Genomic DNA, 14,189 nt, shown 5'->3' on the forward strand with positions numbered 1-14,189 from the left:
CACCTTCCTGGCCCCGATATCAAAGGCCATGGGGTCTCTGCTAGATCAAAGAACAGATTAGGAGAGTCCTTCGAGCAATCCGGCTTCGCCCAGCAACTCCACGATGACATGCTCGTCAACCGCGTAGACACCACGAGAGGCTTTCCAGACCAGCTTCTTTTCCTGAAGGGCGATGAGCGCTTGCTGAACACCCGGCACTTCGACCTTTATATCGTGCTCTGCGATACCGGCCTGCTCCATCGCTTTCGCATAGAGCTCCATGGTGGGTGCCTCGAAGGGCGCATAGTTATCGCCTTTGGCACTCATGACGCGGATAACGGCGGACTGGACAGGGGTCAGGCTATGAATAACTTTCTTGAGGTTTGCGTTGAGCTCGTCAGCTTGCGCCCGAACCAACGTTGCGAATCGCTCGGGGATGGCTGCAGGATCCAGCGCAAAATCGAACCTGATCTCATCGGCGGCGGCACCTAGCAACTCAGGGCGATAACCACTCTCCTTGAACAACTCGAACACATTAGAGGGATCGAGCGGATAGGCGAGATCGATATTCGCGCAGAACCAGTTTATGAAATCCTGATCCAGGGTTGGAAATTGAACCATGGAGGCCCCAAAGAAAGCTTGGTCCTTACTATTGCGGAGCATGGCGAGCTTGTCCCGGTTCGATCCGGTGCAGACGATGCGAAGACCGTGGTGCTTCGAACTGTTTAACTCGTCCCTTGCCGCTTTCAGTGCGAAAAGCGCCGCAACGCCTTCATCCGTGGTGATCGCATGTTGAGCTTCGTCGATCATCAGGACGATGATCTTCTTCGACTCATCCGAAAGCGCCGCGAGCGCGGTGGTCAAGTCGATATCCCTGCCCAGCCCAATCTTGTCCAGACTGAAACTCAGGCCGCCGACAGTCACCTTCTCCATGCCAGCACTTTTCGCCAGACGGGTCACGAATCCTTCGCTCTGGCCAACGGCTTCTCGGACAGCCTCTACGATAACCAAACCAGGATCTTTCGTCAGGTCTTTCCAAAGATCGGCATACAATACGATCGCTCCCGCTGCCTCCAATGCTGGCCGCAAATCTTCTCGAGCGAAGGTGGACTTTCCCGTACGCCGAGGAGCAGCCAGAAAGACGCCCGAACTGGCAGCGCTACCAATGGCAACCTGCATGATCAGTTTTGAAAGGCGGGCAGCCAAAACGGGACGGTGATAAACGATCTCGACCATTGGGGACCTCTGGCGGGATTTTATAGAAAATTATAGAGCGACTATAGACCAATTATTTCGGCTTCTCATTGGGAATTATAGCCAATTATAGAGCGACTATAGATCAGTCCCCCTGAACCTGCCCAGCGCCAGTCTTTTATGATTCTAAAGCTGTTGACACTTGCAGCGCTGTCGCTTCATTCATGTAATTGCTCTTGCAAGGCCTGGTAACGCTGCCAGCCATCCGCCACCAGTTGCAATGAATGCTGTTGTTTTCTAGCGCTTTCCAGCTCTCGGTGAATGTCGGTCAGATCATCATATGAAAGTACTTTTTCATAATTGCGGGAATAATCGAGAAATACCTTCAGTCACTCCAGCCCGCAGTAAAGACCTTGCCAGGATGCATCAGCCCGGCCGGGTCCAGCGTGCGCGCTGATCCAAATCGCCAGAGCGTTTAGTTGCGCCCATAAAAAACCCCCTGGATTCAGGGGGTTAGTTTGGCCAGGAAGCTAGCCACAAACCGTCGAGCTGGGAGGCTGTTCCTACGCGCGACGTCCTTACTCAACCGTTACCGATTTGGCCAGGTTACGCGGCTGGTCCACATCAGTGCCCTTGAGCACCGCGACGTAGTACGACAGCAGTTGCAGCGGGATGGTGTAGAGGATCGGCGACAGGATGTCGTGGATGTGCGGCATGTGCACTACGTGGGTGCCTTCGCCATTGGTCATGCCAGCCTTTTCGTCAGCGAAGACAATCAACTGGCCGCCCCGGGCGCGCACTTCCTGCAGGTTGGACTTGAGCTTTTCCAGCAGCTCGTTGTTCGGCGCCACGGTGACCACCGGCATGTCGTTATCCACAAGCGCCAGCGGGCCGTGCTTGAGTTCACCGGCCGGGTAGGCCTCGGCGTGGATGTAGGAGATTTCCTTGAGCTTCAAGGCCCCTTCCATCGCCACCGGGAATTGCGCGCCACGCCCGAGGAACAGGGTGTGGTTCTTCTCGGCGAACAGTTCGGCGATTTTTTCCACCGTGCTGTCCATCGCCAAGGCTTCGCCCAGGCGGGCTGGCAGGCGGCGCAGCTCCTCCACCAAGGTTGCCTCGACCCCTTTGCCCAGGGTACCGCGCACCTGGCCCAGGGAGAGGGTCAGCAACAGCAGGCCCACCAGCTGCGTGGTGAATGCCTTGGTCGACGCCACACCGATTTCGCGGCCAGCCTGGGTCAGCAGGGTCAGGTCGGATTCGCGCACCAGCGAGCTGATGCCGACGTTGCAGATCGCCAGGCTGGCGAGGAAACCCAGTTCCTTGGCGTTGCGCAGGGCGGCCAGGGTGTCGGCGGTTTCGCCGGACTGGGAAATGGTGACGAACAGCGAATCGGGTTGCACCACCACTTTGCGATAGCGGAACTCGCTGGCCACTTCGACCTGGCACGGAATACCGGCCAGTTCCTCCAGCCAGTAACGGGCGACCATGCCGGCGTGATAACTGGTGCCGCAGGCCACGATCTGCACGTTGCGGACCTTGGCGAACAACTCGGCCGCCTGTGGACCGAACGCCTGGACGAGTACCTGGTTCTGGCTCATGCGGCCTTCCAGGGTGCGTTGGACCACGGCCGGTTGTTCGTGGATTTCCTTGAGCATGAAGTGGCGGAACTCGCCCTTGTCGGCGACATCGGCACCGTCGCGGTACTGGACGGTTTCACGTACCACGTCTTTGCCGTCGAGGTCCCAGATCTGCACGCTGTCGCGGCGAATTTCGGCGATATCGCCTTCTTCCAGGTACATGAAGCGGTCGGTGACCTGGCGCAGCGCCAACTGATCGGACGCCAGGAAGTTTTCCCCCAGGCCCAGGCCGATAACCAATGGGCTGCCACTGCGGGCCGCCACCAGGCGGTCAGGTTGTTTGGTGCTGATGACCGCCAGGCCATAGGCACCGTGCAGTTCCTTGACGGTGGCCTTGAGGGCGACGGTCAGGTCCACCAGGTCCTTGAGCTTGTGGTTGAGCAGATGGGCGATGACTTCGGTGTCGGTGTCCGAGGTGAACACATAGCCGAGCGCCTTGAGCTGTTCACGCAGGGCTTCGTGGTTTTCGATGATGCCGTTGTGCACCACCGCCAGCTCGCCGGAAAAATGCGGGTGAGCGTTACGCTCGCACGGCGCGCCATGAGTGGCCCAACGCGTGTGGGCGATGCCCAGGCGACCGAGCAGCGGTTCGGCTTCCAGCGCCTGTTCCAGCTCGCTGACCTTGCCCGGACGACGCATGCGTTCGAGCTTCTCGTCGTTGGTAAACACCGCCACACCGGCGCTGTCATAACCGCGGTACTCCAGGCGCTTGAGGCCCTCAAGCAAGATTGCTGTGATGTTGCGTTCAGCAACGGCACCGACAATTCCACACATGCTATTTCTCCTGGCTGACAGGCGCGCAGATCACAGTAATGCCGCGCGCCTGAATCTGATCGCGGGCCTCTACGGGCAGGCGATCATCGGTAATGAGGGTATGGACGCTGCTCCACGGCAGTTCCAGGTTGGGGATTTTCCGGCCGATCTTGTCGGCCTCCACCATCACGATCACTTCGCGGGCAACCTCAGCCATCACACGGCTCAGGCCCAGCAGTTCGTTGAAGGTGGTGGTACCTCGAACCAGATCGATGCCGTCGGCGCCGATGAACAGTTGGTCGAAGTCATAGGAACGCAGGACCTGCTCGGCCACCTGGCCCTGGAACGACTCGGAGTGAGGGTCCCAGGTACCGCCGGTCATCAACAGCACCGGCTCGTGCTCCAGTTCGCTCAGAGCATTGGCGACGTGCAGGGAATTGGTCATCACCACCAGGCCTGGCTGTTGGCCGAGTTGCGGAATCATGGCCGCCGTGGTGCTGCCGCTGTCGATGATGATGCGCGCATGTTCGCGGATCCGCTTCACTGCGGCCCGGGCAATGGCCAGTTTGTACCTGGAGACGGTTTGCCCGTTATCGGCCACCAACTCCTGCGGCATCGGCACCGCGCCACCGTAGCGACGCAGCAGCAGGCCGTTGGTTTCCAGGGCGGCGAGATCCTTGCGAATCGTAACTTCAGAGGTTTCGAAGCGCTTGGCCAACTCATCCACACTGACCTCTCCCTGCTCCTGGAGCAAGGCAAGAATGTTGTGACGGCGTTGTGGTGTGTTGCGTTTCGACATGGCGGGATAAGTTTCGATTCGAAAGATAACGTAAGCAATCAAAACCTATTGAAGGGATCTCGTCAAGGCAAGAGAAGAAAAATTCAGAAATCATGAAATCAATGTGGGAGCGAGCTTGCTCGCGAAGGGGCCAGGTCAGGCAATGCTGCTTTACCTGATACACCGCTATCGCGAGCAAGCTCGCTCCCACAAAGGGATCTGTGGATAACTTAGCTTTTCTTGATTTTTACCGGGCGCTTCCAGCCGTCGATATTGCGTTGCCGGGCGCGCGCCACCGCGAGCTGAGCGTTATCCACATCCTGATTGATGGTCGAACCTGCGGCCGTGCTTGAACCATCACCCAGGGTCACAGGCGCCACCAGCGAGTTGTTGGAGCCGATGAACACGTCCTCACCCAACACGGTTTTCCACTTGTTGGCGCCATCGTAGTTGCAGGTGATGGTCCCGGCGCCAATGTTGGTGCGGGCGCCGACTTCAGCGTCCCCCAGGTAGGTCAGGTGGCCAGCCTTGGCTCCTTCGCCCATATGGGCGTTCTTCAGCTCGACAAAGTTACCCACATGGGCCCGGGCGTCCAGCACGGTACCGGGACGCAGGCGGGCAAACGGGCCAGCATCGCTGCCCTCCCCCATGACCGCACCGTCGAGATGGCTGTTGGCCTTGATCACCACGCCTTTGCGCAGGGTGCTATCCTTGATCACGCAGTTCGGGCCAATGACCACGTCGTCTTCGATGACAACCTTGCCTTCGAGGATGACGTTGATATCGATGACCACATCGCGACCCACGCTGACTTCACCGCGCACGTCGAAACGGGCCGGATCGCGCAGGGTCACGCCTTGGGCCATCAGGCGGCGGGCGGCGCGCAATTGATAGTGGCGCTCCAGTTCGGCCAATTGCCGGCGATCATTGGCGCCCTGTACTTCCATGGCGTCCAACGGCTGTTCGGTGGCGACCACCAGCCCATCGCTGACCGCCATGGCGATCACGTCGGTCAGGTAGTACTCGCCCTGGGCGTTGTTGTTCGACAGCCGACTCATCCAGTCACCCAGGCGCTCAGCCGGCACGGCCAGAATCCCAGTGTTGCCTTCAGTGATCGCGCGCTGGGCTTCGTTGGCGTCCTTCTGTTCGACGATGGCGGTCACTTGGCCGTCGACGTTACGCACGATGCGGCCATAACCGGTGGGGTCCTCCAGCTCGACGGTCAACAGGCCCAACTGTTGTGGTGCGACATGCTTGAGCAGGCGTTGCAAGGTGTCGACTTCGATCAGCGGCACATCGCCGTAGAGAATCAGCACCGTATCCGCCGTGATGAATGGCACCGCCTGGGCCACCGCATGGCCAGTGCCCAGTTGTTTGTCCTGCAAGACGAAATTCAGGTCATCGGCGGCCAGGCGTTCGCGCACTGCATCGGCACCGTGGCCAATCACCACGTGAATGCGCTGTGGATCAAGTTGCCGGGCGCTGTGGATAACATGGCCGAGCATGGAATTGCCGGCTACCGGGTGCAAGACCTTGGGCAGCGCCGAACGCATGCGGGTGCCTTGACCGGCCGCGAGGATAACGATTTCGAGAGACATGACTGGCTACCAATCCTGGATGGTCAGCGGCTGCGACCAGATGATGAGTGTCGGGAAAAGAAAAAAGGGTAGCCGAGGCTACCCTTTTTAATCAATCGCACAGAAAGCAGACGGCTTAGCCGCCGAACTTCTTGCGGATCTGCTGGACGGTGCGCAGCTGGGCTGCGGCCTCGGCCAGACGTGCAGCAGCAGAACCGTAATCGAACTCCGCGCCTCGCTCGTGCAGGGCCTTCTCGGCAGCCTTGACGGCTTCCTGAGCGGAGGCTTCGTCCAGGTCGGCAGCACGTTGCACGGTGTCGGCAAGGACCTTGACCATGTTCGGCTGAACCTCGAGGAAACCACCGGAGATGTAGAACACCTCCCTTTCCCCGCCCTGCTTGGTCAGAGTAATCGGACCTGGCTTCAAGCTGGTGATCAGCGGTGCGTGACCCAGGGCGATACCAAGATCACCCAGCTCACCGTGCGCAACCACAAACTCGACCAGACCGGAGAAGATTTCCCCTTCCGCACTGACGATATCGCAATGGACTGTCATAGCCATCTGATTGCCTCAACCTAAATTAGCGCCCGTTACCGGGCGCCGGGATTACAGTTTCTTGGCTTTCTCGATCGCTTCTTCGATGCCGCCGACCATGTAGAACGCTTGTTCTGGCAGGTGGTCGTAGTCACCGTTGAGGATGCCTTTGAAGCCAGCAATGGTGTCTTTCAGGGAAACGTATTTACCCGAAGCACCGGTGAAGACTTCAGCCACGAAGAACGGCTGCGACAGGAAGCGCTGGATCTTACGAGCACGGGCTACCAACTGCTTGTCGGTTTCCGACAGCTCGTCCATACCCAGGATCGCGATGATGTCCTTCAGCTCCTTGTAGCGCTGCAGCACGTACTGAACGCCACGAGCGGTCTCGTAGTGCTCGGTGCCGATCACGTTCGGGTCCAGCTGACGGGAAGTCGAGTCCAGTGGATCTACCGCTGGGTAGATACCCAGGGAAGCGATGTCACGGGACAGTACGACGGTGGCGTCCAAGTGGGCGAAGGTGGTCGCTGGCGACGGGTCGGTCAAGTCGTCCGCTGGTACGTATACCGCTTGGATCGAGGTGATCGAGCCTTGCTTGGTGGAAGTGATGCGCTCTTGCAGCACGCCCATCTCTTCAGCCAGGGTCGGCTGGTAACCTACCGCCGAAGGCATACGGCCCAGCAGTGCGGATACTTCGGTACCGGCCAAGGTGTAACGGTAGATGTTGTCGACGAACAGCAGAACGTCGTTACCTTCGTCACGGAATTTCTCGGCCATGGTCAGGCCGGTCAGGGCTACGCGCAGACGGTTTCCCGGCGGCTCGTTCATCTGGCCGTAGACCAGTGCCACTTTGTCCAGAACGTTGGAATCCTTCATCTCGTGGTAGAAGTCGTTACCCTCACGAGTACGCTCACCCACACCGGCGAACACGGAATAACCGCTGTGCTCGATGGCGATGTTACGGATCAGTTCCATCATGTTTACGGTCTTGCCTACACCGGCACCACCGAACAGACCGACTTTACCGCCCTTGGCGAACGGGCAAACCAGGTCGATAACCTTGATGCCGGTTTCCAGCAGGTCGTTGCCGCCAGCCTGCTCAGCGAAGGACGGCGCAGGACGGTGAATGCCCCAACGCTCTTCTTCGCCGATCGGGCCAGCTTCGTCGATCGGGTTGCCCAGTACGTCCATGATCCGGCCCAAGGTCGCTTTACCGACCGGTACGGAGATGGCTGCGCCAGTGTTGTTGACGTCCAGACCGCGCTTCAAGCCCTCGGTGGAGCCCATCGCAATGGTACGAACCACGCCATCGCCCAGCTGCTGCTGAACTTCCAGGGTGGTTTCGGCGCCTTGAACCTTCAAGGCGTCGTAGATGCTCGGTACGCTGTCGCGTGGGAATTCCACGTCGATAACGGCGCCGATGATTTGAACGATACGTCCGCTACTCATAGCTGGATCCTCTGAATATTTGAACCGTTAAACCGCGGCAGCGCCGCCGACGATTTCCGAGATCTCTTGGGTGATCGCAGCCTGACGCGCCTTGTTGTAGATCAGCTGCAAATCGCTGATCAAATCACCGGCGTTGTCGGTAGCGTTCTTCATCGCGATCATCCGCGCCGCTTGCTCAGCTGCGTTGTTCTCGACCACCGCCTGGTAGACCTGCGACTCCACGTAGCGGACCATCAAGCCGTCGAGCAGCTCCTTGGCATCCGGTTCGTAGAGATAGTCCCAGTGGTGCTTGAGTTCCTGTTCCGGGGTCGCCACCAGTGGAATCAACTGCTCCACGGTCGGCTGTTGCGTCATGGTGTTGATGAACTTGTTGGATACCACGGACAGGCGGTCGATCCGGCCTTCCAGGTAAGCATCCAGCATCACCTTGACGCTGCCGATCAGGTCATTGATCGACGGTTCTTCACCCAGGTGGCTGATAGCAGCGACGACGTTGCCGCCGAAGTTGCGGAAGAAAGCCGCACCCTTGCTACCGACCACGCACAGATCGATCTCGACGCCTTGTTCGCGGTTTACCGCCATGTCCTTGACCAGGGCCTTGAACAGGTTGGTGTTCAAGCCACCGCACAGACCACGGTCACTGCTCACCACAACGTAACCAACGCGCTTGACGGCGCGTTCGATCATGAACGGGTGACGGTATTCCGGGTTGGCGTTGGCCAGATGACCAATCACCTGGCGGATGCGCTCCGCATAAGGACGGCTAGCAGCCATGCGCATTTGTGCCTTGCGCATTTTGCTGACCGCCACTTTTTCCATGGCGCTGGTAATCTTTTGCGTGCTTTTGATGCTCGCAATCTTACTGCGAATCTCTTTTGCGCCTGCCATGTAACACCTATCAGGTTAGCAAGCGGGAGCCTTGCGGCTCCCGCTGCGGCTTACCAGGTTTGGGTGGCCTTGAACTTCTCGATACCAGCCTTGAGGCCAGCGTCGATTTCGTCATTGAAGTCACCTTTAACGTTGATCTTGGCCATCAAATCGGCGTGATCGCGGTTGAAGAAAGCGATCAGCGCTTGTTCGAAGCTGCCGACCTTGGCGATTTCAATGTCAGTCAGGAACCCACGCTCAGCGGCATACAGCGACAGCGCCATGTCAGCGATCGACATTGGTGCGTATTGCTTCTGCTTCATCAGCTCGGTAACGCGCTGACCATGCTCAAGTTGCTTACGGGTCGCTTCGTCCAGGTCAGAAGCGAACTGGGCGAATGCCGCCAGTTCACGGTACTGGGCCAGGGCGGTACGGATACCACCGGACAGCTTCTTGATGATCTTGGTCTGAGCGGCACCACCCACACGGGATACCGAAACACCAGCGTTCACAGCAGGACGGATGCCCGAGTTGAACATGGCCGATTCCAGGAAGATCTGACCGTCGGTGATGGAAATCACGTTGGTCGGAACGAACGCGGAAACGTCGCCAGCCTGGGTTTCGATGATCGGCAGCGCGGTCAGGGAACCGGTCTTGCCAGTCACTGCGCCGTTGGTGAACTTCTCTACGTACTCTTCCGAAACGCGGGATGCGCGCTCCAGCAGACGGGAGTGGAGGTAGAACACGTCGCCTGGGTAGGCTTCACGGCCTGGTGGACGGCGCAGCAGCAGGGAAATCTGGCGGTAGGCCACTGCTTGCTTGGACAGATCGTCATAAACGATCAGCGCGTCTTCACCGCGGTCGCGGAAGTATTCGCCCATGGTGCAACCGGAGTACGGTGCCAGGAACTGCAGTGCGGCCGATTCGGAAGCACTGGCGGCAACGATGATGGTGTTAGCCAGTGCACCGTTCTCTTCCAGCTTGCGAACCACGTTGGCGATGGTCGATTGTTTCTGACCGATTGCCACATAGACGCAGAAGATGCCGCTGTTTTTCTGGTTGATGATCGCGTCGATCGCCAGAGCGGTCTTACCGATCTGACGGTCACCGATGATCAGCTCACGCTGGCCACGGCCGACAGGGATCATGGCATCGACAGCCTTGTAGCCAGTCTGTACAGGCTGGTCTACCGACTTACGCCAGATCACGCCAGGAGCAACTTTCTCGACCGCGTCGGTCTCGGTGTTGTTCAGCGGACCTTTGCCGTCAACAGGGTTACCCAGTGCGTCGACAACACGACCCAGCAGTTCCTTACCTACCGGAACTTCGAGGATGCGGCCGGTGCACTTGGCGCTCATGCCTTCAGCCAGAGAGGTGTACGCGCCCAATACCACGGCACCTACAGAGTCTTGCTCCAGGTTGAGGGCCATACCGTAGACGCCGCCCGGAAACTCGATCATCTCGCCGTACATGACGTCGGCCAGACCGTGAATCCGCACGATGCCGTCAGATACGCTGACGACAGTGCCTTCGTTACGGGCTTGGGAGGTCACATCGAGCTTGTCGATGCGGCCCTTGATAATTTCACTTATTTCGGAAGGATTGAGTTGCTGCATTGCTCTGCTGCCCCTTCAAACTCAAGATTTCAATGCTTCGGCAAGTTTCGCGATTTTGCCGCGAATCGAGCCATCGATAACCAGGTCGCCGGCGCGGATGACAACGCCCCCTATCAGGGACTTGTCTTCCTCGACTTGCAGGCGCACTTCCCGGTTGAGTCGTGCACTGAGAACCTTGGCGAGTTTGTCTTGCTGTTCTTGGTTCAATGCGAAAGCACTGGTCACTTCCACGTCTACCGACTTCTCTTGCTCGGCCTTGTACAGGTCAAAAAGAGTGGCGATCTCCGGCAGAAGCAGGAGACGGTCGTTTTCGGCAACGACGTGAATGAAATTCTGTGCCTTGGCATCGAACTTGTCGCCGCACACGTCAATGAACGTGGCGGCCTTTTCTGCGCTCGTCAGTCGCGGGGCCTTGAGCACGCGCTGCATGGTGTCGTCTTGCGACACCGCTGCAGCCAGGCCGAGCATGGCTGACCAATTGGCCAGTTGCTGGTGGGCCTGAGCGTGCTCGAAGGCCGCCTTAGCGTAAGGTCGGGCCAACGTGGTCAGTTCTGCCATGATCGCCCTCGCTTAGATTTCAGCAGCCAGTTGGTTAACCAGCTCTGCGTGCGCGTTTTGATCGATTGTGGCACCCAGGATCTTCGAAGCACCGCCAACGGCCAGAGCACCCACTTGGGCACGCAGCGCGTCTTTGACACTGTTGAGTTCCTGTTCGATCTCGGCTTGAGCCTGAGCCTTCACACGGTCAGCTTCGACGCGAGCCTGTTCACGGGCTTCGTCGACAATCTGGGTACCGCGTTTCTTGGCTTGCTCGATGATTTCAGCTGCCTGAGCTTTCGCTTCGCGCAGTTGCTGACCCACTTTCTCATGGGCCAACTCCAGGTCGCGAGCTGCACGGCTGGCAGCGTCCAGACCATCAGCGATCTTCTTTTGACGTTCGTGCAATGCCGCAATGACCGGAGGCCATACGAACTTCATGCAGAACAGTACAAAAATCAGGAACGCAACGGACTGGCCAATCAGGGTCGCATTAATGTTCACGCCAACACCTCGCAGTTACGTTGTCCATCACACCAATCTACTCGAGACATCCGAGTAATTAGCCAGCGATTTGACCAACGAACGGGTTCGCAAAGGTGAAGAACAGAGCGATACCAACACCGATCATGGTCACGGCGTCGAGCAGACCGGCCACGATGAACATTTTAACTTGCAGCATTGGAACCATTTCTGGCTGACGCGCAGCGCCTTCCAGGAATTTGCCGCCCAGCAGGCCGAAACCAATTGCGGTACCCAGTGCGCCCAGGCCGATCAACAGTGCAACAGCGATAGCGGTTAGACCAACTACAGTTTCCATCTTTCCTCCCGACTTTTACGTCGTATGGTTTAGGTTTTTTAGATTAAAGCGGTAAAACAAATCGTTTCATGCCCTGGTCGGGCCCCTTCCCGTTTGACCGGGAAGGACATCAGACTAGTCGAGACTGGCCTTAATGGTTTTCTTCGTGCGCCATCGACAGGTAGACGATGGTCAGCATCATGAAGATGAACGCCTGCAGGGTGATGATCAGGATGTGGAACACAGCCCACGCCCATTGCAGGACTACACCCAGGCCGCTGAGCCACAGCAGGCCGCTGCCGAACATCACAGCGATCAGGATGAACACCAGTTCGCCGGCATACATGTTGCCGAACAGACGCAGTGCCAGAGAAATCGGTTTGGCGATCAGGGTCACGAATTCGAGCAGGAAGTTCACCGGAATCAGCAGGGCTTGGACCAGGATGTTCTTGCTGCCGAACGGGTGCAGGGTCAGTTCGCCGATGAAGCCGCCGATGCCCTTGACCTTGATGCTATAGAAAATGATCAGTGCGAAGACCGAGAAGGCCATGCCCAGGGTCGCGTTCGGGTCGGTGGTCGACACGGCGCGGAATGGGATGTGGTGGTCACCGGAGATCAGGATGGCCAACTGAGGAATCCAGTCGACCGGTACCAGGTCGACGGCGTTCATCAGGAACACCCAGACGAAGATGGTCAGTGCCAGCGGTGCGATCACCGGGCTACGGCCATGGAAGCTGTCTTTCACGCTGCCATCGACGAATTCGACCAGTACCTCTACGAAGTTCTGCAGTGCACCAGGCTGACCGGAAGTCGCCTTCTTTGCCGCCATGCGGAAAAGAAAAACGAAAATCAGGCCCAATGCGACCGACCAGCCGAGGGTATCGACGTGGAAAGCCCAGAAGCCCATTTCCTTGGCTTCTGCTGCGGAGTGGGCAAAGCCCCAGCCGCCGTTGGGTAGCTGACCGAAGGTCAGGTTCTGCAAGTGGTGCTGGATATAGCCCGAAGCGGTTGTCTCTGCCATGGTTGCCTCAAACGCCCTAAGGTCTCGAAAGTCTTGTTCTCATTAGCAGGGGAGCGAACCAGCTAACCAGTTGGGTCAGCACGAAGACGCTGAATACAGCCAGCGGCGCCAGTGGCTTCACACCTGCGAACGTCAATGCAAACAGCATTGCCGTCAAAATCAGTTTCCCCGCCTCGCCGGCATAAAAAGACCGGACGATAGCCTGGGCTGCTCGGGCGCCGGAAAACCGAAAGGCCCTGTGAGCGAAGTAAATATTGGGAAGCAAGGCTATCAGGCCTCCGCAAAGGCCTGAGTATCCGGCGACGACTCCTTTCCATTGCCAGAGCGCCAGTGCGGCGATCAATACAACGGCGAATTGGGCCATCAAAACCGGGAAAACTGCCAGACGATGGAACGGCAAGCGGTTTGGCGTGCGGGTTTCCATCGCTTTTGCTCTCCAATAGTCGGCCGCCATAATTCAATAACTTGGCATAATTTGTGCCGACAAAATGCGCGCAGAGTATAGGGGCGGTTCTGCCCCTATTCAACTGTCAGGTAGTGATTTCCGACTGCGCGCTACAAGAGCAATTGTTTCAGCGAATGTGTGCAAGGACGCCTTGCAGCTCATCGAGGGAGTTGTAGCCAATCACCAATTGCCCCTTGCCCTTCTTGCCGTGGCGGATCTGCACCGCAGAGCCCAGGCGCTCGGCCAGGCGCTGTTCCAGGCGAGCGATATCCGGATCGGTTTTGGGTGCCTCGACAGGGGCCGGTTTGCCACTGAGCCACTGACGAACCAGTGCTTCAGTTTGGCGCACAGTCAGACCGCGTGCGACAACATGTCGCGCCCCTTCAACCTGTTGATTTTCCGGCAAACCGAGCAATGCACGGGCATGGCCCATTTCCAGGTCGCCATGGGACAGCATGGTCTTGATGACTTCCGGCAACGCGATCAGGCGCAGCAAATTGGCCACGGTCACGCGAGACTTGCCCACGGCCTCGGCAACTTGTTGCTGGGTCAGCTGGAACTCCTGCTGCAAACGTTGCAGGGCCACGGCTTCTTCAATCGGATTGAGGTCTTCGCGCTGGATGTTCTCGATCAGCGCCATGGCGATGGCGGTTTCATCCGGCACATCGCGGACCATCGCCGGAATGGTTTCCTGGCCGGCCTGCTGGCTGGCGCGCCAGCGACGTTCGCCGGCAATGATCTCGAAGCGCCCGTTGGCGATAGGCCGTACCACGATCGGTTGCATCACGCCCTGGCTCTTGATCGACTGGGCCAGTTCTTCCAGCGCCTGGGGATCCATGTCCCGGCGCGGCTGGTATTTGCCGCGCTGGATCAGGTCCAGCGGCAGGTGCTGCAACTCGCGTTGATCGACCTGTACGGCCTGCTCTTCCAGCGAACTGACAGTGGGACCACTGAGCAGTGCATCCAGTCCACGTCCGAGACCTCGTTTCTTGACGGCCATGG

General features: G+C 58.3%; 14 protein-coding genes. All 14 read right to left on the reverse strand.

What is annotated here, in order from left to right; genetic code table 11:
- Positions 1-57 precede the first annotated feature (57 nt).
- Positions 58-1,215: an ATP-binding protein gene (locus BT116_RS12030; protein ID WP_072343700.1), complete on the reverse strand. Its 1,158-nt coding sequence runs from the start codon at positions 1,213-1,215 to the stop codon at positions 58-60.
- A gap of 536 nt (positions 1,216-1,751) precedes the next feature.
- Entirely contained in the window at positions 1,752-3,584 is a 1,833-nt protein-coding gene (glmS, locus tag BT116_RS12035; protein ID WP_072343702.1) for a glutamine--fructose-6-phosphate transaminase (isomerizing), read from the reverse strand.
- Between the two features lies 1 nt (position 3,585).
- Complete coding sequence (locus tag BT116_RS12040) at positions 3,586-4,362, reverse strand: DeoR/GlpR family DNA-binding transcription regulator (RefSeq protein WP_072343704.1); 777 nt, start codon at positions 4,360-4,362, stop codon at positions 3,586-3,588.
- A gap of 209 nt (positions 4,363-4,571) precedes the next feature.
- A complete protein-coding gene (gene glmU, locus BT116_RS12045) occupies positions 4,572-5,939 on the reverse strand; it encodes a bifunctional UDP-N-acetylglucosamine diphosphorylase/glucosamine-1-phosphate N-acetyltransferase GlmU (RefSeq protein ID WP_072343707.1) in 1,368 nt (455 codons plus the stop codon).
- Between the two features lie 115 nt (positions 5,940-6,054).
- Positions 6,055-6,480: a F0F1 ATP synthase subunit epsilon gene (locus BT116_RS12050; protein WP_060739915.1), complete on the reverse strand. Its 426-nt coding sequence runs from the start codon at positions 6,478-6,480 to the stop codon at positions 6,055-6,057.
- Positions 6,481-6,525: 45 nt separating this feature from the next.
- Positions 6,526-7,902, reverse strand: a complete 1,377-nt coding sequence (atpD, locus tag BT116_RS12055) for a F0F1 ATP synthase subunit beta (protein ID WP_042727805.1) — start codon at positions 7,900-7,902, stop codon at positions 6,526-6,528.
- A gap of 27 nt (positions 7,903-7,929) precedes the next feature.
- The gene (atpG, locus tag BT116_RS12060) at positions 7,930-8,790 is read right to left on the reverse strand and encodes a F0F1 ATP synthase subunit gamma (protein WP_072343713.1); all 861 of its coding nucleotides are present in this window, start codon (positions 8,788-8,790) and stop codon (positions 7,930-7,932) included.
- 50 nt (positions 8,791-8,840) lie between these two features.
- Positions 8,841-10,385, reverse strand: coding sequence for a F0F1 ATP synthase subunit alpha (gene atpA / locus BT116_RS12065; RefSeq protein ID WP_072343716.1), 1,545 nt, complete (start codon positions 10,383-10,385; stop codon positions 8,841-8,843).
- A gap of 21 nt (positions 10,386-10,406) precedes the next feature.
- Positions 10,407-10,943, reverse strand: coding sequence for a F0F1 ATP synthase subunit delta (locus BT116_RS12070; RefSeq protein ID WP_003207094.1), 537 nt, complete (start codon positions 10,941-10,943; stop codon positions 10,407-10,409).
- 12 nt (positions 10,944-10,955) lie between these two features.
- On the reverse strand, positions 10,956-11,426 hold the full coding sequence (locus tag BT116_RS12075; protein ID WP_003187193.1) for a F0F1 ATP synthase subunit B: 471 nt from the start codon (positions 11,424-11,426) through the stop codon (positions 10,956-10,958).
- 58 nt (positions 11,427-11,484) lie between these two features.
- A complete protein-coding gene (atpE, locus tag BT116_RS12080) occupies positions 11,485-11,742 on the reverse strand; it encodes a F0F1 ATP synthase subunit C (protein ID WP_003097235.1) in 258 nt (85 codons plus the stop codon).
- Between the two features lie 130 nt (positions 11,743-11,872).
- Positions 11,873-12,742 (reverse strand): F0F1 ATP synthase subunit A, encoded by an 870-nt coding sequence (gene atpB / locus BT116_RS12085; RefSeq protein WP_024777786.1) that lies wholly within the window; start codon positions 12,740-12,742, stop codon positions 11,873-11,875.
- Positions 12,743-12,758: 16 nt separating this feature from the next.
- Positions 12,759-13,166: a F0F1 ATP synthase subunit I gene (locus BT116_RS12090; RefSeq protein ID WP_072343719.1), complete on the reverse strand. Its 408-nt coding sequence runs from the start codon at positions 13,164-13,166 to the stop codon at positions 12,759-12,761.
- Positions 13,167-13,314: 148 nt separating this feature from the next.
- Entirely contained in the window at positions 13,315-14,187 is an 873-nt protein-coding gene (locus BT116_RS12095; RefSeq protein WP_003207098.1) for a ParB/RepB/Spo0J family partition protein, read from the reverse strand.
- Positions 14,188-14,189 lie beyond the last annotated feature (2 nt).

This window comes from Pseudomonas sp. NFACC16-2 (genome assembly GCF_900119205.1).
GTDB lineage: Bacteria > Pseudomonadota > Gammaproteobacteria > Pseudomonadales > Pseudomonadaceae > Aquipseudomonas > Aquipseudomonas fluorescens_Q.